The sequence below is a fragment of the Vibrio sp. St2 genome (assembly GCF_947311885.1).
GTDB classification, from domain to species: domain Bacteria; phylum Pseudomonadota; class Gammaproteobacteria; order Enterobacterales; family Vibrionaceae; genus Vibrio; species Vibrio coralliilyticus.
The window spans coordinates 114,551-134,432 of record NZ_CAMZNA010000004.1 but is presented as its reverse complement, the minus strand read 5'-3'; the positions used below and the strand labels follow the sequence as shown (position 1 = coordinate 134,432).

Here is a 19,882-nt window from a genome sequence, read left to right as displayed (position 1 = left end):
AAGATTAATGACAATTCAACATACTCAAGACTTAGCGCAAATTCGCGCCATGGTGCCAGAAATGCGCCGAGTTAAATGTATCCATTTCATCGGCATCGGTGGCGCAGGAATGAGTGGGATTGCCGAGGTCCTACTTAATGAAGGTTACCAAATTACCGGTTCTGACTTAGCAGAAAACCCTGTCACAGAGCGGTTAGCTAAAAAAGGCGCGACCATCTTTATTGGCCATGCCGAAAGCAATGTGCAGCAAGCCAGTGTTGTGGTTGTCTCGACGGCCATCAATGAAGAAAACCCTGAGATTAAAGCGGCAAGAGCGGCGCGAGTTCCTGTTGTCCGCCGAGCGGAAATGTTGGCGGAGCTGATGCGTTTCAGGCATGGAATTGCGGTTGCGGGTACACATGGCAAAACCACTACAACGGCTCTTGTGACACAGATTTACTCAGAAGCGGAGCTTGACCCAACGTTTGTCAATGGCGGCCTGGTTAAAAGTGCAGGAACCAATGCTCGCTTAGGCTCTAGCCGTATTCTGATTGCTGAAGCTGATGAAAGTGATGCTTCTTTCCTTCACTTACAGCCGATGGTCAGCATTGTGACCAACATCGAAGCGGATCATATGGATACCTATGGTGGTGACTTTGAAACGCTGAAGCAAACCTTTATCGATTTTCTGCATAACTTGCCGTTTTATGGACAGGCGATTGTGTGTATTGACGACCCGGTGGTTCGTGAGCTCATTCCTCGTATCAGCCGCCAAGTGATTACTTATGGCTTTGCTGAAGATGCTGATGTGCGAATTGAAAATTATCGCCAAGAGGGGCAGCAAGGCAAATTTACTGTGGTACGTCAGGGGCGTGCGAATCTCGATATCACCTTGAATATCCCTGGCCGACACAACGCGCTGAATGCTGCCGCAGCCATTGCGGTTGCGACAGAAGATGATATTGACGATGAGTCTATCTTACGTGCGATGGCAGGCACGCAAGGCACAGGACGTCGTTTTGATCACCTAGGCGAGTTTGATACCGGTAATGGCAGTGCCATGTTGGTTGATGACTACGGTCATCATCCTACCGAAGTGGATGTGACCATTCATGCTGCTCGCAACGGATGGCAAGACAAACGACTCGTAATGATATTTCAGCCACACCGCTACAGCCGAACTCGTGATTTATACGATGATTTCGCCAATGTACTAGAGCAAGTGGATGTGTTGTTAATGCTTGATGTCTACTCCGCGGGTGAAAAGCCAATAGCTGGTGCTGATGGACGGGCACTATGCCGAACCATTCGTAGTCGAGGCAAAATTGATCCTATTTTTGTTTCAGATAGCACGACCTTACCCTCTGTTTTAGCGAATGTTTTGCAAGATGGTGACTTAGTTCTAACTCAAGGTGCTGGTGATATTGGCAAAGTAGCAAAACAATTGGCGGCTTTTGAGTTAAATGTCGATAAGATGCATAAGGCGTGACTGAAAACGTGAGATTTCGATTATTTGAACGAATTAATGCAATTAAAGTGCGATTTCTCAATTTCAGTGTTTGATACTTTCAATGACGCCAGTATAATCCGAAGGTTAAAGTAATTGCTTTTGCCTTTTTTACGAAAAATGAGATAGGGATTAGAGTTGCGAGCGACTAGCAGGGACAACGGACTTGATTGAAAGCGCATTAAATGAAAGCCGTCGTTTTACTGATTCACCACTAGTTAAAAAGCATACCTTGGGTGGTGCATTTTTGCTGGTGGTTTTGCTGTTAATAGGCTCAATCCTTCACTCTACTTTGTCTTGGATGTGGGATGATCAGCGTTTACCGCTTTCTAAAATCGTCCTTGAAGGAGAGTTGAAGTACGTTTCAGCTCTGGATGTGCAACGTGCCTTTGCTACATTGCAGCATGTTGGGACCTTTATGTCTCAGGATGTAAAGGTGCTCCAAGATACAGTCGAAGCGATCCCTTGGGTTTCTCATGCTTCAATTCGCAAGCAATGGCCCGATACTGTGAAAGTATTCCTGACTGAATATAAAGCTGTCGCTATCTGGAATGGAAACGAGTTGCTTAATAGTCAGGGACAAGTGTTTAACGGTGATATTGGCAAGTTGGCAGAAGAGCGCGTAAAGCTCTATGGCCCTGCTGAAACAAGTCAGGAAGTTCTGGCGGTTTGGCGAAAAATTAGCCCGGAGTTTGCGGCGCTGAATCTGAAGATTTCCTCGCTGCTGCTGAATGATCGCCGAGCTTGGCAAATCATTCTTGATAACGGTATCCGACTTGAGCTGGGCAAAGAATCTTTAGAAGAGAGGGTGGAAAGATTCCTCTCTTTATACAAAAACTTAGGTAGTGACTCGCAAAGAGTCAGCTATATTGACCTCAGGTATGATACGGGAGCCTCAGTTGGTTGGTTCCCTGAGCAAGAGTTAGAACAAGAGAGTACAGATGACTAAGACCGCTGATGACAACATTATTGTTGGTCTTGATATAGGCACTGCAACCGTATCGGCTCTGGTTGGAGAAGTATTGCCTGATGGTCAGATAAATATTATTGGCGCTGGAAGTAGTCCTTCTCGTGGCATGGACAAAGGTGGTGTTAACGACCTTGAGTCGGTAGTGAAATCGGTCCAACGAGCCGTTGACCAAGCCGAACTGATGGCAGAGTGCCAAATCAGTAATGTATTTATTTCTATCTCTGGTAGACATATTGCTAGCCGTATAGAAAAAGGCATGGGAACTATTTCTGACGAAGAAGTTTCTCAAGAAGATATGGACCGTGCGATTCATACTGCTAAATCTATCAAAATAGGTGACGAACAGCGCATTCTGCATGTAATTCCACAAGAATTTACGATTGATTACCAAGAAGGGATTAAAAATCCGCTAGGTTTATCAGGAGTAAGAATGGAAGTTAGCGTTCACTTGATCTCTTGCCACAATGATATGGCAAGAAACATCATCAAAGCTGTTGAACGTTGCGGTTTGAAGGTTGAGCATCTGGTTTATTCTGGTTTAGCGGCGAGTAATGCTGTGATCACTGAAGATGAACGTGAACTGGGTGTTTGCGTTGTTGATATCGGTGCTGGCACTATGGATGTATCGATTTGGACTGGTGGTGCACTGAGGCATACGGAAGTCTTTTCCTATGCAGGCAATGCTGTAACAAGTGATATTGCCTTTGCTTTTGGTACGCCAGTCAGTGATGCTGAAGAAATAAAAGTTAAATACGGCTGTGCTCTCAGTGAGCTAGTCAGCAAGGATGACACGGTTAACGTTCCTAGTGTGGGAGGTCGACCATCGCGCAGTTTACAAAGACAAACTTTGTCTGAGGTGATTGAACCTCGTTATACTGAGTTGATGGGACTAGTTAACCAAACTATCGATACCGTTCAGGGAAAGTTGCGTGAAGAAGGGATTAAACATCACCTTGCAGCTGGTGTGGTACTGACTGGTGGTGCTGCACAGATTGAAGGATTGGTAGAGTGTGCGGAACGCGTATTCCGCAATCAAGTGCGAGTCGGCAAGCCTCTTGAGGTTAGTGGGCTAACAGATTATGTAAAAGAGCCGTATCACTCGACGGCGGTGGGTTTACTTCATTATGCAAGAGACAGCCAAATCAATGACGATGCAGAATACAATGAGCCGAAACGCCAATCTGTAACGACATTATTTGGACGCTTGCGTAACTGGATACAAAAAGAATTTTAACCTGAGCAGCAGGATAAACGGAGATAACACATGTTTGAACCGATGATGGAAATGTCTGACGACGCAGTAATTAAAGTCGTTGGGGTTGGTGGCGGTGGTGGTAATGCCGTTGAACACATGGTACGTGAATCCATCGAAGGCGTGGAGTTCATTAGCATCAACACTGATGCGCAAGCGCTTCGTAAAACAAGCGTTAATAGCGTAATCCAGATTGGTGGTGACATGACCAAAGGTCTGGGTGCAGGCGCTAACCCTCAGGTTGGGCGTGACGCTGCTCTCGAAGATCGAGATAGAATTAAAGAAGAGCTCGATGGTGCCGATATGGTATTTATCGCAGCTGGCATGGGTGGTGGTACAGGTACAGGAGCTGCTCCAGTTATTGCAGAAGTCGCAAAAGAGCTGGGCATTCTAACTGTCGCTGTTGTCACTAAGCCATTTAGCTTTGAAGGCAAAAAGCGTTTGGCTTTTGCTGAGCAAGGAATCGAAGAGCTGTCTAAACATGTAGACTCATTAATTACGATTCCAAACGAAAAGCTACTGAAAGTACTGGGTCGTGGTATCACTCTACTTGAAGCTTTTGCTAGCGCGAATGACGTACTTAAGAATGCAGTACAAGGTATTGCAGAGCTTATTACTCGTCCTGGTATGATTAACGTCGACTTTGCGGATGTTCGTACCGTGATGTCGGAAATGGGTCATGCAATGATGGGTAGCGGCGTTGCCAAAGGCGAAGACCGTGCTGAAGAAGCAGCTGAGATGGCTATCTCAAGCCCACTTCTAGAAGATATCGATCTCGCTGGTGCTCGTGGTGTTCTGGTTAACATTACAGCTGGTCTTGATATGCGTCTGGATGAGTTTGAAACAGTCGGCAACACAGTGAAAGCATTTGCTTCAGATAATGCTACAGTTGTTATTGGTACTTCGTTAGACCCTGATATGGCTGATGAAATTCGTGTGACTGTTGTTGCTACTGGTATTGGTACAGAGAAGAAGCCTGACATCACATTGGTGGCTGGTGGAAAAACGAAAGTTGCCTCTGTTGCTCAACCACAAACTCAGCCAGCAGCACCTACTCAGCAGCCAGCTGTCAATAAAGTGGAAGAAAAGCCGGCACCAAGCTTGCAAGAGAAACCTCAGGTGACTCCTCAGCCGACAAGTTCTGCTCCTTCGAGCTCTGGTGCTAGTCAACAAAGTGCTGCACCAAAAGCTGATAAGGATACTGGGTATCTGGATATTCCAGCATTCTTACGTCGTCAGGCTGACTAAAATTAAATCATAATTTGACACTGTTCAAAATTATGGTACGATTCGCGGTCAATATTGCTTATTGACCGTGTTTTGTAGCAATTAGTACTGAGGCAAGCAGATGATCAGACAACGTACTCTGAAAGAAATGGTGAAAACAACTGGTGTGGGTCTCCACTCTGGTCGTAAAGTTACACTTACTCTTCGCCCAGCGGCTGCAAACACAGGTATTATTTACCGCCGTACGGATGTAAATCCACCTGTCGACTTTCCAGCAGATCCTGAATCCGTTCGTGACACTATGCTTTGTACCGCATTGGTTAACGACGAAGGTGTGCGTATTTCAACGGTTGAACACTTAAATGCCGCACTTGCTGGTATGGGTGTGGACAACATTATTGTTGAAGTAGACGCCCCTGAAATTCCAATCATGGATGGTAGTGCTAGCCCTTTTGTATTCCTTCTGCAACAAGCAGGAATTGAAGAGCAAAACGCGCCGAAGCGATTTATTCGTATCAAAAAACCTGTACGTTTTGAAGACGACGATAAGTGGGCGGAGTTTGTTCCATTCAACGGCTTCCGTATGGACTTTGAAATCGAATTCAATCACCCAGCGATTGATTCTGATGAGCAGCATTTATTGTTTGACTTCTCTTCGCAAGGCTTTGTGAAGGAAATATCTCGAGCTCGTACCTTTGGCTTTATGCGTGATATCGAATATCTACAATCGCAGAATTTGGTGTTAGGCGGTAGTTTTGATAACGCTATCGTGTTGGATGAATACCGTATTCTTAATGAAGAAGGTTTGAGATTCGAAAACGAATTTGTGACTCATAAAGTATTGGATGCTATCGGTGACCTTTACATGTGTGGGCACCCAATCATTGGTGAATTCCGTGCGTTTAAATCAGGCCATGGTTTAAACAACCAATTGCTGCGTTCTGTTCTAGCAGATCAAGAAGCGTGGGAGTGGGTAACGTTTGAAGAAGAAGCGGTTTCACCGGTCGCTTTCGCAGAACCAAGTATGGTTGTAGCGTAAAAAAGCAAAATATTTGAAAAGCCAGGCGAAAGCCTGGCTTTTTTGTTCTCGCCGTTTGCCGCGTGGCAAAGATCTGCCCAGAGCGCTTCAAAAGATCTTGCCGATCACAATGAGTTTTTAGGTCCAGTCGACAAATATATTCGGTTTGGCGGGTATATTTTTATTCTCAGCGGATAAACATCCATCATATAACGAACAAAAATAAAGAATGCTTCAAACAAATCACCTTGTTATTGGTCGTTAGAGGCAAAATTCCTTAAACTAACCGCCACTTAAGCCTTGAAATCTATAGTTCTCATCGCAATATCTGAGTAAAGTGATTTATCTCAGTATTCTTAGTTCAAAACTGTTAGAGACTGAAGGCATAGAATGTAGATCGGGCCTGATCTAAGTAAAGAGAGATGCATAGCAAATGATAACTAAGCTACTGACAAAGGTAATTGGCAGTCGCAACGACCGCACGTTACGTCGCCTTAGAAAAATTGTAAAAGAAATTAATAATTATGAGCCAACCTTCGAAGCGCTTTCTGATGAAGAATTGAAAGCCAAAACGGTTGAGTTCCGCCAGCGTCTTGAACAGGGTGAAACCTTAGATAAACTGTTACCAGAAGCGTTTGCGACAGTACGTGAAGCATCAAAGCGTGTTTATGGTATGCGTCACTTCGATGTCCAGCTTATTGGTGGTATGGTGCTCAACGCAGGTCAGATTGCTGAAATGCGTACTGGTGAAGGTAAGACTCTGACAGCGACGCTGCCCGCTTATCTTAATGCTCTAGCAGGAAAGGGTGTACATGTTGTTACCGTGAACGACTACCTAGCAAAGCGTGACGCTGAGACAAACCGTCCTCTTTTCGAATTCCTTGGCATGACAGTTGGCGTAAACGTGCCAAATATGCCGCCACCAGAGAAGAAGCAAGCTTACCTAGCGGATATTCTATACGGAACCAACAATGAGTTTGGTTTTGATTACCTTCGCGACAATATGGCCTTCCGTCCTGAGGATCGTGTACAGCGTGCTCGCTTCTTTGCGGTAGTGGATGAAGTTGACTCGATTCTTATCGATGAAGCACGTACACCTTTGATTATCTCAGGTCCAGCAGAAGACAGTTCTGAACTATACACGCGCATCAATACCCTTATTCCACATCTTCAGAAACAAGATCAGGAAGACTCAGAAGAGTATCGTGGTGATGGTCATTACACGGTTGATGAGAAGTCGAAACAGGTCCACCTGACAGAGACTGGTCAAGAATTTGTTGAAGAGCTGATGATCAAGAATGGTCTAATGGAAGAAGGGGATACGCTATACTCTCCGGCAAACATTAGCCTGTTACATCACGTAAATGCAGCTCTACGTGCGCATGTTCTGTTTGAAAAGAACGTTGACTATATCGTCAATGAAGATGGCGAAGTGGTGATCGTTGACGAACATACTGGTCGTACTATGCCTGGTCGTCGTTGGTCAGAAGGTCTTCACCAAGCTGTTGAAGCTAAAGAAGGCGTGAAGATTCAGAACGAAAACCAAACGCTCGCATCTATTACCTTCCAGAATTTCTTCCGTTTGTATGAAAAATTATCTGGTATGACGGGTACTGCGGATACGGAAGCGTTTGAATTCCAATCTATTTATGGTCTTGAAACGGTTGTTATCCCAACCAACAAACCAATGATTCGTAACGATATGCCAGATGTGGTTTATCGTACTGAAGCAGATAAATTTAATGCGATCATTGAAGATATCAAAGAGCGTGTAGCCAAAGGTCAACCTTCTCTAGTGGGTACGGTTTCGATCGAAAAGTCTGAATTGCTATCCAACGCACTGAAAAAAGCGAAGATCAAACACAACGTCTTGAACGCGAAATTCCACGAACGTGAAGCGGAAATTGTTGCTGAAGCGGGTACACCGGGTGCGGTGACAATCGCTACGAACATGGCAGGTCGTGGCACTGATATTGTGCTAGGCGGAAGCTGGCAGGCGAAAGTGGATTCAATGCAGAATCCAACGCAAGAGCAGATCGAAGCTATCAAAGCAGATTGGAAAGAAGTACACGACAAAGTTCTTGAGGCAGGTGGTCTGCACATCATCGGTACTGAACGTCACGAATCTCGTCGTATTGATAACCAGTTACGAGGCCGCTCTGGTCGTCAGGGTGATGCAGGTTCTTCGCGTTTCTATCTATCAATGGAAGATTCACTATTGCGCATCTTTACGTCTGATCGCATGGCTAGCCTTATCCAGAGTGGTATGGAAGAAGGGGAAGCGATTGAATCTAAGATGCTATCTCGCTCCATCGAAAAAGCACAACGTAAGGTGGAAGGCCGTAACTTCGATATCCGTAAACAACTGCTTGAATACGATGATGTAGCGAACGATCAACGTAAAGTCGTATATGAGCTTCGCGATGAGCTGATGAGTGTAGAAGACATCAGCGAAATGATTGAGCAAAACCGTGCTGATGTAATCAGCGCTGTAATTGATGAGTTCATTCCGCCACAATCTCTGGAAGATATGTGGGATGTAGAAGGCCTTCAAGAACGTTTGAAAAACGACTTCGATTTGGATGCGCCAGTTAAACAGTGGCTCGAAGAAGACGACAAGCTGTACGAAGAAGCACTGCGTGAGAAGATCCTTGATACGTCTGTTGCTGTTTACAAAGAGAAAGAAGCAGTGGTGGGTGAGCAGGTTCTGCGTAACTTTGAAAAATCCGTCATGCTACAAACGCTGGATACGCTGTGGAAAGAGCACTTGGCGGCGATGGATCATTTGCGCCAAGGCATCCACCTACGTGGCTACGCGCAGAAGAACCCGAAACAAGAGTACAAGCGCGAGTCGTTTGAGCTGTTTGAAGGTCTTCTAGATGCGCTTAAGTCAGATGTCATTACTATTCTGTCGAAAGTACGAGTTCAACAGCAAGAAGAAGTTGAACGTATGGAAGCGCAGCGCCGTGCCCAAGCGGAAGAAGCAGCTCGTCGTGCTCAAGCTCAACATGCATCAGCTGAGAATCAGCTTTCTGATGAAGAGAGCAATGAAAGTGCACATCAGCCAATGGTTCGTGAAGAACGCAAAGTTGGCCGAAACGAGCCATGCCCTTGCGGTAGCGGTAAGAAGTACAAACAATGCCACGGTCAAATTAACAGCTAATTTGAAACCGTCAATGAAAAGTAAAGAGTCGCTTAGGCGGCTCTTTTTTTAAGGAAAATTATTATGAAACGTATTCATATTGTTGCTGCCATCATTTTTAATTCCGACCAATCGGAAGTGTTTATTACCAAAAGGCCAGGTGACAAGCATAAAGGTGGCTTTTGGGAGTTTCCTGGTGGCAAAGTCGAGTCGGGTGAAACCATAGAGCAAGCGATTGCTCGTGAGTTGGATGAAGAGGTCGGAATTCAGGTGACAGAGCAGAGTTTGTTTGAGCACCTTGAGTATGACTACCCAGAAAAATCACTCAAGTTTGATTTCATCAGCGTGACCCGATTTGAAAACGCCCCTTATGGTAAAGAAGGGCAACAAGGGGTTTGGGTCCCAGTACCTGAGCTTGCTGACTATGCATTCCCAGAAGCTAACATGCCTATTTTACGTCGCGTGATGAATGAGTTTTCATAGAGAGAGCTGATGGTTGATCTTTTTGAGAAAAATTTAGTCATGAAAGATCATCCGACCCTAGCCAGCAGTGCTTAATGTTGGTAGTTTTAATCCACTAAGCACAAGTAATGATAATAATGGAGAGATGCAATGGTACGTATTGCAATTGCAGGAGCTGCGGGCCGTATGGGCCGAAACTTAGTTAAAGCCACTTATTTGAACCAGCAGGCTCAGGTAGGTGCAGGCTCCGAGAGACCAGAGTCATCTTTAGTCGGTGTGGATATTGGTGAACTGTGTGGTGAAGGGAAGTTTGACATCGTACTTACTGATGATCTAGCAAAAGACATCGAGAACTTTGATGTGATCGTAGACTTTACTGCACCCTCAAGCACGCTTGCCAACCTAGAGCTCTGCAAGCAGCACGCAAAGGGCATTATTATTGGTACGACAGGCTTTACCGAGCAAGAACGTGAACAAATTGATGCGTTTGCTCAGCATGTGCCTGTGGTTATGGCCCCGAACTACTCTGTGGGTGTAAACCTAGTCTTTAAGCTTCTCGAAAAAGCTGCCAAGGTGATGGGCGATTACTGCGATATTGAAATTGTTGAAGCACACCATCGTCATAAAGTAGATGCTCCATCAGGCACTGCAATTGGTATGGGAGAAGCAATTGCCGATGCTATGGGCAATAAGCTAAGTGATGTGGCGGTCTACGCGCGTGAAGGCATCACAGGTGAGCGTACTAAAGATGAAATTGGCTTCGCGACCATCCGCGCCGGTGACATCATTGGTGAGCATACTGCAATGTTTGCTGATATTGGCGAACGTGTAGAAGTGACCCATAAAGCCACAGATCGTATGACTTTTGCTAATGGTGCAATTAAGGCAGCGGTTTGGCTTAATGAGAAGCCAGCGGGCTTTTACACTATGACAGATGTATTGGGTCTAAACGAGCTTTAGTTTGAAGGGATTTGTCCGGTTTCTTAGTATTCAAGTGAAGCTAGAAACTGAAAAATAAATAATTATGCGCTGGGCTTGCCCGGCGCTTTTTGTATCTGGCCTAAATTGGTAATCCAATAAACTAGTTGAAGTACGATATCTGCATCTAAGTTTGTTGCTTGTTTTGGTTGCTTGTGTATGAATTTTTGTTTAGTTGCTTAAAAGTTGTGGTAACTATGTGTTGTTCAACGTTTGCGCGAAAATAATAATAAAAACTGTGATCTCGGATATGTTGAAAATACTCCATTTCATAATTTGTTCACCTTATCTCCTTGTTAGCGGGACTAAACTGTATATTTTAGCCATCTAAAAACATTTTTGGTTTTAACTGCTCTAAATATTAAATTTATTTTTGCGTCTCTGTTGACACTTCTTTATCACCTCATTAGAATACCGCCAATTTGTCTAAATAACCTGAAAGCGCTTTTTTATTGCGTGAAGGAAGGCAAGTTTGCAGTTTAATTTATTATTTTTGCATTTTTATTCTGGAGGTTGTCTTGAGTAAATCAGCACTGTTAGTCCTAGAAGATGGGACAGTGTTCCGCGGAGTTTCCATTGGAGCAGATGGGTCGTCCGTTGGTGAAGTTGTTTTTAATACCTCGATGACGGGGTACCAAGAAATCCTCACTGATCCTTCCTATTCCCAACAAATCGTAACACTTACTTATCCTCACATAGGCAATACCGGAACCAATTCCGAAGACGAAGAATCCTCTTCCATTCATGCACAAGGCCTTGTGATTCGCGATCTCCCTCTAATCGCTTCTAACTTCCGTAACGAACAATCCCTTTCTGATTACCTTAAATCGCAAAACATCGTTGGCATCGCTGATATTGATACGCGCAAGCTGACTCGCATTCTGCGTGAAAAAGGTGCACAGAACGGTTGTATCGTTGCGGGTAACAACTTAGACGAGGCTCTAGCGCTGGCTAAAGCGAAAGAATTCCCTGGCCTAAAAGGTATGGACCTTGCGAAAGAAGTTACAACAAAAGAAGCGTATCAATGGAAACAAGGTTCGTGGACGCTCGAGGGTGGACTTCCTGAGGCGCAAGACGACAGCGAATTGCCATATCACGTTGTTGCCTATGACTTCGGTGCAAAACGAAACATTCTGCGTATGCTCGTTGACCGAGGTTGCCGCTTAACAGTAGTTCCTGCTGAAACCAGTGCAGAAGAAGTTTTGGCGCTTAACCCTGACGGCGTGTTCTTGTCAAACGGCCCTGGTGACCCTGAACCATGTACTTACGCTATCGAAGCGACCAAAGTGTTCTTGGATAAAGGTTTGCCAATCTTTGGTATCTGTTTAGGTCACCAAATCCTTGCGTTAGCGTCTGGTGCGCAAACCGTTAAGATGAAATTTGGTCACCACGGTGCTAACCACCCAGTTAAAGACCTAGATCGTAACGTTGTGATGATTACTTCTCAGAACCACGGTTTTGCTGCTGATGAAGCAACATTGCCTGAGAACCTACGTGCAACTCACGTGTCACTATTTGATGGCTCTCTACAAGGTATCCACCGTACAGATAAGCCAGCATTTAGCTTCCAAGGTCACCCTGAAGCAAGTCCTGGTCCACACGACGCAGCACCACTATTTGACCACTTTATCGAACTAATCAAACAACACAGCGCTTAATTCGGAGTAGTAGAGAATGCCAAAACGTACTGACTTAAAAAGTATTCTAATTCTAGGTGCAGGCCCGATTGTTATTGGTCAGGCATGTGAGTTTGACTACTCTGGTGCTCAAGCATGTAAAGCACTGCGCGAAGAGGGTTATCGAGTTATCCTTGTAAACTCTAACCCTGCAACCATCATGACTGACCCAGACATGGCGGATGCGACTTACATCGAACCAATCCAGTGGGAAGTGGTTCGCAAGATCATTGAGAAAGAACGTCCAGATGCAGTACTACCTACTATGGGTGGCCAGACTGCACTTAACTGTGCTCTAGACCTTGAGAAGAACGGCGTACTTGAAGAGTTCGGCGTAGAGATGATCGGTGCAACTGCTGATGCTATCGACAAAGCAGAAGACCGTTCTCGTTTTGATAAAGCGATGAAGTCAATCGGTCTAGAGTGTCCGCGTGCGGATACGGCTAAGACGATGGAAGAAGCTTACAAAGTTCTCGATATGGTTGGCTTCCCATGTATCATTCGTCCTTCATTCACTATGGGTGGTACTGGTGGTGGCATCGCTTACAACAAAGAAGAGTTCGAAGAGATCTGTCGTCGTGGTTTGGACCTTTCTCCAACCAACGAGCTTCTAATCGATGAATCACTAATCGGTTGGAAAGAGTATGAGATGGAAGTGGTTCGTGACAAAGCGGACAACTGTATCATCGTATGTTCTATCGAAAACTTCGACCCAATGGGTATCCACACTGGTGACTCAATTACAGTGGCACCAGCCCAAACGCTGACTGACAAAGAGTACCAGTTGATGCGTAATGCATCTCTAGCAGTACTGCGCGAAATCGGTGTTGAGACAGGTGGTTCAAACGTACAGTTTGGTATTAATCCGAAAGATGGCCGCATGGTTATCATCGAGATGAACCCACGTGTATCTCGCTCTTCTGCTCTTGCTTCTAAAGCAACAGGTTTCCCAATCGCTAAGATTGCAGCGAAACTGGCAGTTGGCTTCACTCTTGATGAGCTACAGAACGACATCACTGGTGGTGCGACTCCAGCATCATTCGAACCAACAATCGACTACGTAGTGACTAAGATCCCTCGGTTTAATTTCGAGAAATTTGCCGGTGCTAACGACCGTCTGACAACTCAGATGAAGTCAGTGGGTGAGGTTATGGCCATTGGTCGTAACCAACAAGAATCTCTACAAAAAGCACTTCGTGGCCTTGAAGTTGGTGCCAACGGTTTTGACGAAATGGTTGATCTGGATGCGCCTGACGCACTAACAACAATTCGTCATGAACTAAAAGAAGCTGGCGCAGAGCGTATCTGGTACATCGCAGACGCATTCCGTGCCGGTATGTCAGTAGACGGCGTATTCAATCTAACGGCAATTGACCGTTGGTTCCTGGTTCAGATTGAAGAACTGGTTAATCTGGAAAACCAAGTTAAGGCAGGCGGTTTTGCTGGCTTGACTGAAGATGTGCTACGCAAGATGAAGCGTAAAGGTTTCTCTGATGCTCGTCTTTCTTCAATTCTTGGTGTATCTGAGAACGAAATTCGTCGCCTGCGTGACCAGTACGATATCCACCCAGTATACAAACGCGTTGATACTTGTGCGGCTGAGTTCTCTTCTGACACCGCTTACATGTACTCATCTTACGATGAAGAGTGTGAAGCGCAGCCGACAGACAAAGACAAGATCATGGTTCTTGGCGGTGGCCCAAACCGTATCGGCCAAGGTATTGAATTTGACTACTGTTGTGTACACGCTTCACTAGCACTGCGTGAAGATGGTTACGAAACAATCATGGTTAACTGTAACCCTGAGACAGTTTCTACTGACTACGACACTTCAGACCGTCTGTACTTTGAACCTGTAACTCTTGAAGATGTTCTTTCAATCGTCCGTGTTGAGAAGCCGAAAGGTGTTATCGTTCAGTACGGTGGTCAGACTCCACTTAAACTGGCTCGAGCTCTAGAAGCGGCAGGAGTGCCAATCATCGGTACTAGCCCTGATGCGATTGACCGTGCAGAAGACCGTGAGCGCTTCCAGGCAGCAGTTGACCGTCTTGGTCTTCTGCAACCAGAAAATGCGACAGTAACGACTATTGAGCAAGCAGTTGAAAAGTCGAAAGAAATTGGCTTCCCACTTGTTGTGCGCCCTTCATACGTACTTGGTGGTCGCGCAATGGAAATCGTCTACGACGAGCAAGACCTACGTCGCTACTTTAACGAAGCAGTTAGCGTATCGAACGAGTCACCAGTGCTTCTCGACCGTTTCCTTGACGACGCAACTGAAGTAGATATCGATGCTATCTGTGACGGTGAGCGCGTAGTAATCGGCGGTATCATGGAGCATATCGAGCAAGCGGGTGTTCACTCAGGTGACTCTGCATGTTCATTACCTGCTTACACGCTAAGTCAGGAAATCCAGGATAAGATGCGTGAGCAAGTAGAGAAGCTAGCTTTCGAACTTGGTGTACGCGGTCTGATGAACACTCAGTTTGCTGTTAAAGATAACGAAGTTTACCTAATCGAAGTAAACCCTCGTGCTGCTCGTACAGTACCATTCGTATCTAAAGCAACGGGTGCTCCACTAGCAAAAATCGCTGCACGTGTTATGGCGGGTCAATCTCTAGAGTCTCAGGGCTTTACTAAAGAAATTATCCCACCTTACTACTCAGTGAAAGAAGTGGTACTTCCGTTCAACAAGTTCCCTGGTGTTGACCCACTGTTAGGTCCAGAGATGCGCTCTACTGGTGAGGTAATGGGTGTAGGTGCAACGTTCGCAGAAGCTTACGCGAAAGCAGAACTTGGTTGTGGCGCAGTTTACCCAGAAGGTGGTCGTGCACTGCTGTCAGTTCGTGAAGGCGATAAGCAGCGTGTGGTAGACCTGGCGTCTAAGCTAACTAAGCTTGGTTACCAACTGGATGCAACGCACGGAACAGCAGTTATCCTAGGCGAAGCAGGTATCAACCCACGTCTGGTGAACAAGGTACACGAAGGTCGTCCACATATTCTTGACCGTATCAAGAACAACGAGTACACCTACATCGTCAACACCGCGGCAGGTCGTCAAGCGATTGAGGATTCAAAAGTACTACGTCGTGGCGCATTGGCTGAGAAAGTGAACTACACAACGACACTGAATGCAGCGTTTGCAGTGTGTATGGCACATACGGCTGACGCTAAAACGTCAGTGACTTCAGTTCAAGAGCTGCACGCTAAAGTGGCACAGAACGAAGCGTAATAAAAACCAGTAGGCTCGCAACAGAGCCTATATGACAACCTCATTGCCCGCTCTTTTGAGCGGGCTTTTTTATGCAGTGTGTTAGAATGATGAAAAAATGGAATAGGTCAATTTCGATGCTTTCCTTATCCGACTGGAAAGCTCAGTGTTATGGTTATGGCCATTGTTTCGCCGTTTAGACATACGTCATGGAAATCTCCCTCGAAATACTGACCATACTTTTCTTTGTTGCTACTGCTGCAGGCTTTATCGATGCCATGGCTGGTGGCGGTGGTTTATTAACGCTACCTGCGCTACTAGCGGCCGGTGTTCCCCCGACTCAAGCCTTAGCGACAAACAAGTTGCAAAGCTCATTTGGGAGTTTTTCTGCTAGCTGGTATTTCGTGCGTAACGGTATTGTTAGCATTAAAGAGATGCGCTTAGCCATCCTGTGTACTTTCATCGGCTCGGCGATTGGCGCAGAAGCAGTGCAGTATATTGACGCAAGTACCCTGACCAGTCTTATTCCCATTCTTCTTGTCGCTATCTCGCTTTACTTTTTGCTGATGCCAAAAACGAAACAACACTTGGGGCAAGCCAAGCTGTCAGAAGCGATGTTTGCTTTGTCCGTAGGCGGTGGGGTTGGGTTTTATGATGGCTTCTTCGGCCCAGGAACAGGCTCCATTTTTACTGTGTGTTTTGTTGCCATTGGGCATTTTTCGTTGGTCGATGCGACCGCTCGCACCAAGGTGTTGAACTTTACTTCTAACATCGCTGCATTACTGTTTTTTGTGCTGGCAGGATTACCGATCTGGGAATTAGGATTGGTGATGGCGGTCGGTGGGTTCTTTGGGGCTCGTATGGGAGCAAAAGTGGTCGTGAACAAAGGCCAAAAATTGATCCGTCCCCTAGTGATCGTGATGTCGATGGCGATGGCATTTAAACTGCTTTGGGAACAGCATCAACAATGGTTTCTATCAGCTTTTTAACCCGAGGCGACTGATACACACTCTGTCTGACGCAAATATGGATAGGTCGGATTAGGTGTTGTAATTGTTTGAAATGAAAACAATGTTTATCGGGAATATTGAGCGCTTTAATGATTGAGTGAGGGATCAACGCTGGCGCTGTTCCGCCTAACGCCAGCTGGGCTGCAGCGGTGTAAGCATCCATTTCCATGATTGGCTTGATACCGAGCTTTTCTAGTGTGATGAGTTGATAGCTGTTGGCGGGATTGGTCAAATCGTTGGTGATGATCTTATCGGGTAATCGCTTTAAAGGTGCATCGTTTACGACAGCGAAAGGTTCATCAAATAAGTGAAAGGTCATCAAGCCATGGTGGGCTGGTAGTAAACCCGCGCAGAGGCCCAGCGTTGCTTTACCTGATTGAACATGTTCTACAATACGAGGTGTGTGGTTGGTCGTGATAGTAATGTACTGATCGCTTTTAATGTAGTCGCCGATGGTCTTGCCCAAGTACCCTGCAATCAAAGACTTTGAGCTATCGAGTTTGATGAGGGAGGTATCTTCCAACTCTTGTTGTTCATAGATCAGACCTCGCAGCTCATTAAAAGAAGGACCTATGTTGTCAATCAGAGCCTGCCCATCGGGTGTTAGTTTGATTGAACGGCCAGAAGGTTCGATCAATTTCTTACCGAGCTTTTTTTCCAGATTGGCGATTCGTTTACTGACTGCTGATTGACTGATATACAGTAAGCTACCAGTTCGGCTCATGGTTTTCGCTTTACTAAGAACTAATAAAGTTTCGATGCCTTCAAGTAACATAGCTACTGATGAAAACTAGGAATGGGTGAATTAATGTAACGGAAAAAAAGCTCGCTTGCACTGCTTCTTTCTAAGGTCATAAAAAACGACGCCATTAAGGCGCCGTCGTCATGCTCTTTACCACTCACTGAATTATAGAGATTCAGTAAAAGTACGCGCAATCACGTCTCGTTGTTGTTCAGTCGTTAGTGAGTTGAAACGAACAGCGTAGCCAGAAACGCGGATAGTTAGCTGAGGGTATTTCTCAGGGTTTGCAACCGCATCTTCTAGAGTTTCACGTTTAAGAACGTTAACGTTCAGGTGTTGACCACCTTCGATGCGAGGTGCTTTCTCGATCGCAACTTCGCGGCTTTCGTATTCGCCAAGTTCGTTGATTGCTACAACTTGGTCAGTTTCAAAACCTGAGTTTGCAGCCACGCAGCGTGCTTCATTTTTTTCACTATCAAGTAACCAAATAGAGTTCAGTAGTGCATCGTTTGCCGCTTTAGTAATTTGAATGCCTTGAATCATCACAGTCTCCTATCCACATTAGTGGTTTTATTGGTGTTAATTTCCGAATCTCGTCGAGCTGCGTATTATATAACCCGAAATTACTTTGATGGTTTTGATTTAAGTCAAATAACTACTAATATCATTATTAAGTTAGTGGTTAATATGTTGATTTGAATCAATAACATCATATATAGCAATGATTTGTGGTCTTGGCGATAGATTCGGATTTTTTGTTTTGTTGTAATATTACTACAAAAGAGGTGTGGTTGTTGAGGTGAGCCCAATAACTTGCTGTAATTCGTGCCATATATTGAAAGTAAAAAGTGATAAAGTAACATGTTAGAAAAGTCGTACGGTAACAAGTTTATCGGTGCTCATGTTTCCGCAGCAGGTGGTGTTGATCAGGCACCATTGAGGGCAAAAGAGATAGGAGCAAATGCGTTTGCCCTATTTACTAAAAATCAGCGCCAGTGGAGTGCCAAACCGCTTGATGAAACAACCATCGCCGCATTTAAGTCTAATTGTATAAAGCACGGCTTCACCGCTGATAAAATACTCCCTCACGATTCCTATTTGATTAATCTTGGCGCTCCGGAAGAAGAAAAGCTTGAGAAATCTCGCGCTGCATTTATAGATGAAATGCATCGTTGCCATCAGCTTGGACTAATCTTGCTCAATTTTCATCCTGGGAGTCATTTAAAGAAAATTTCTGAGAAGGAGTGCTTAGCTCGAATCGCGGAATCGATCAATATTGCCCACCAAGCGGTACCAAACGTGATCGCAGTGATCGAAAACACCGCGGGTCAGGGTACCAATCTAGGTTGGCGATTTGAACATTTAGCTGAAATCATTCAACAAGTTAAGGATAAATCTCGAGTTGGTGTGTGCATTGATACCTGCCATACCTTCGCAGCAGGGTATGACTTGAGCAGCTTTGATGCTTGTGAGGCTACTTTTTCTGAATTTGAGCGTGTTGTTGGTATGCCTTACTTAAGGGCAATGCACATTAATGATTCAAAGATCGCCCTAGGTGGGAAGGTCGACCGTCACCACGCATTAGGCAAAGGAGAAATTGGTTGGTCGTGTTTTGAGTATATCGCCAAAGATCCTCGATTTGACCATATCCCATTGATTCTAGAAACAATAGAACCGGAAAGTTGGCCTGACGAAATTGAGTTTATACGTCAGCATCATGTTACTCAGCTCAAGGAAATGGTCTAACTATTTAAAAGTGGCATTAATTTTTCATAGTGAGTTTAGGTACACAGACAAATAAGGATGCCATTATGCCTTACACTTCTTTTTATACTACCGCACGTTCGACACGCCTTCCTGTTCCTAATCGCCATGTGACGGGGCAGGGGCATTATCGGATCCCACAAAAAAGCTAGTTCACTTTATCGCTTTGTTCCTTCATGACTTTTTGCGACAATTGCTTGAGCGTAAATAGCAGAAGGAACAAAACATGAACCTGTCACTGACATGGCAAGACGTCATTGGGGCTGAAAAGCAGCAGGACTATTTTCAGCAGACGTTGAATTTTGTTGAATCGGAAAGGGCAGCAGGTAAAGCGATCTTTCCTCCGGCAAAAGATGTGTTTAATGCCTTTCGGGCGACTGAGTTCAATGATGTGAAAGTCGTTATTCTGGGACAGGATCCTTATCACGGCCCTCGACAGGCTCATGGTCTGTGTTTCTCTGTTTTGCCAGGTATCAAGACTCCTCCCTCTTTAGTCAATATGTATAAAGAGTTAGCACAGGACATTGATGGTTTTCAGATTCCGGCGCATGGTTATCTTCAAAGCTGGGCTGAGCAAGGTGTTCTGTTACTTAACACTGTTCTTACGGTCGAACAGGGAAGAGCCCATTCGCATTCTAAAACCGGTTGGGAAACCTTTACAGACAAAGTCATTGAAGCGGTTAATCAGCATCAGTCTGGCGTGGTGTTTTTGCTTTGGGGCTCTCATGCGCAAAAGAAGGGGCGTTTCATCGACCGCAATAAGCACCATGTATTAGCTGCGCCACACCCTTCTCCGTTGTCAGCGCATCGTGGATTTTTCGGGTGCCGACACTTTTCACAAGCAAATCAAATTCTTAACGCCCAAGGTAAAGCAACGATCGATTGGCATCTGCCAACTCAGGTTAGTGTTTAGCTCTTGCCAAGGCTAATTGCCCAATTTTCGAGCA

General features: G+C 45.3%; 15 protein-coding genes. 13 read left to right on the top strand and 2 right to left on the bottom strand.

The features are described 5' to 3' along the window. The first annotated feature begins 7 nt into the window (after nt 1-7). From murC to QMA41_RS14305, 11 genes are all read left to right on the top strand, one after another. The gene (gene murC, locus QMA41_RS14355; protein ID WP_229630193.1) at nt 8-1,468 is read left to right on the top strand and encodes a UDP-N-acetylmuramate--L-alanine ligase; all 1,461 of its coding nucleotides are present in this window, start codon (nt 8-10) and stop codon (nt 1,466-1,468) included. Nucleotides 1,469-1,652: 184 nt separating this feature from the next. After that, nucleotides 1,653-2,435 carry a cell division protein FtsQ/DivIB gene (locus QMA41_RS14350; protein WP_043009100.1) on the top strand — a complete coding sequence of 261 codons (783 nt, stop codon included), beginning with the start codon at nt 1,653-1,655 and terminating at the stop codon, nt 2,433-2,435. Next, nucleotides 2,428-3,690, top strand: coding sequence for a cell division protein FtsA (gene ftsA / locus QMA41_RS14345; protein WP_006957993.1), 1,263 nt, complete (start codon nt 2,428-2,430; stop codon nt 3,688-3,690). Before QMA41_RS14350 ends, ftsA begins: the two co-directional genes overlap by 8 nt. A 30-nt stretch (nt 3,691-3,720) precedes the next feature. After that, nucleotides 3,721-4,956, top strand: a complete 1,236-nt coding sequence (gene ftsZ, locus QMA41_RS14340; protein WP_043009099.1) for a cell division protein FtsZ — start codon at nt 3,721-3,723, stop codon at nt 4,954-4,956. Nucleotides 4,957-5,056: 100 nt separating this feature from the next. Then, complete coding sequence (lpxC, locus tag QMA41_RS14335; protein ID WP_006957991.1) at nt 5,057-5,974, top strand: UDP-3-O-acyl-N-acetylglucosamine deacetylase; 918 nt, start codon at nt 5,057-5,059, stop codon at nt 5,972-5,974. A gap of 412 nt (nt 5,975-6,386) precedes the next feature. After that, on the top strand, nt 6,387-9,116 hold the full coding sequence (secA, locus tag QMA41_RS14330) for a preprotein translocase subunit SecA (RefSeq protein ID WP_281630010.1): 2,730 nt from the start codon (nt 6,387-6,389) through the stop codon (nt 9,114-9,116). A gap of 63 nt (nt 9,117-9,179) precedes the next feature. Beyond that, a complete protein-coding gene (mutT, locus tag QMA41_RS14325; RefSeq protein ID WP_065741243.1) occupies nt 9,180-9,578 on the top strand; it encodes an 8-oxo-dGTP diphosphatase MutT in 399 nt (132 codons plus the stop codon). A 129-nt stretch (nt 9,579-9,707) separates the two neighbouring features. Further along, entirely contained in the window at nt 9,708-10,517 is an 810-nt protein-coding gene (dapB, locus tag QMA41_RS14320; protein ID WP_006957988.1) for a 4-hydroxy-tetrahydrodipicolinate reductase, read from the top strand. Between the two features lie 536 nt (nt 10,518-11,053). Continuing rightward, on the top strand, nt 11,054-12,193 hold the full coding sequence (gene carA, locus QMA41_RS14315; protein WP_019274504.1) for a glutamine-hydrolyzing carbamoyl-phosphate synthase small subunit: 1,140 nt from the start codon (nt 11,054-11,056) through the stop codon (nt 12,191-12,193). 16 nt (nt 12,194-12,209) lie between these two features. Beyond that, complete coding sequence (gene carB / locus QMA41_RS14310; RefSeq protein WP_281630008.1) at nt 12,210-15,440, top strand: carbamoyl-phosphate synthase large subunit; 3,231 nt, start codon at nt 12,210-12,212, stop codon at nt 15,438-15,440. Nucleotides 15,441-15,628: 188 nt separating this feature from the next. Beyond that, entirely contained in the window at nt 15,629-16,408 is a 780-nt protein-coding gene (locus QMA41_RS14305) for a TSUP family transporter (RefSeq protein WP_281630007.1), read from the top strand. On the opposite strand, the gene QMA41_RS14300 is transcribed toward QMA41_RS14305, so the two are convergent. Beyond that, nucleotides 16,359-17,204, bottom strand: coding sequence for a LysR family transcriptional regulator (locus QMA41_RS14300; protein ID WP_281630006.1), 846 nt, complete (start codon nt 17,202-17,204; stop codon nt 16,359-16,361). The two genes, QMA41_RS14305 and QMA41_RS14300, sit on opposite strands and share 50 nt — an antisense overlap. Nucleotides 17,205-17,336: 132 nt before the next feature. Beyond that, nucleotides 17,337-17,714 carry an autonomous glycyl radical cofactor GrcA gene (gene grcA, locus QMA41_RS14295; protein ID WP_006957983.1) on the bottom strand — a complete coding sequence of 126 codons (378 nt, stop codon included), beginning with the start codon at nt 17,712-17,714 and terminating at the stop codon, nt 17,337-17,339. A 318-nt stretch (nt 17,715-18,032) separates the two neighbouring features. Between grcA and nfo the strand changes: the two genes are divergently transcribed. Together nfo and ung are read left to right on the top strand one after the other, a co-directional pair. Next, nucleotides 18,033-18,917, top strand: coding sequence for a deoxyribonuclease IV (gene nfo, locus QMA41_RS14290; protein ID WP_281630005.1), 885 nt, complete (start codon nt 18,033-18,035; stop codon nt 18,915-18,917). Nucleotides 18,918-19,161: 244 nt separating this feature from the next. Further along, nucleotides 19,162-19,848 (top strand): uracil-DNA glycosylase, encoded by a 687-nt coding sequence (gene ung, locus QMA41_RS14285; protein WP_281630004.1) that lies wholly within the window; start codon nt 19,162-19,164, stop codon nt 19,846-19,848. Nucleotides 19,849-19,882 lie beyond the last annotated feature (34 nt).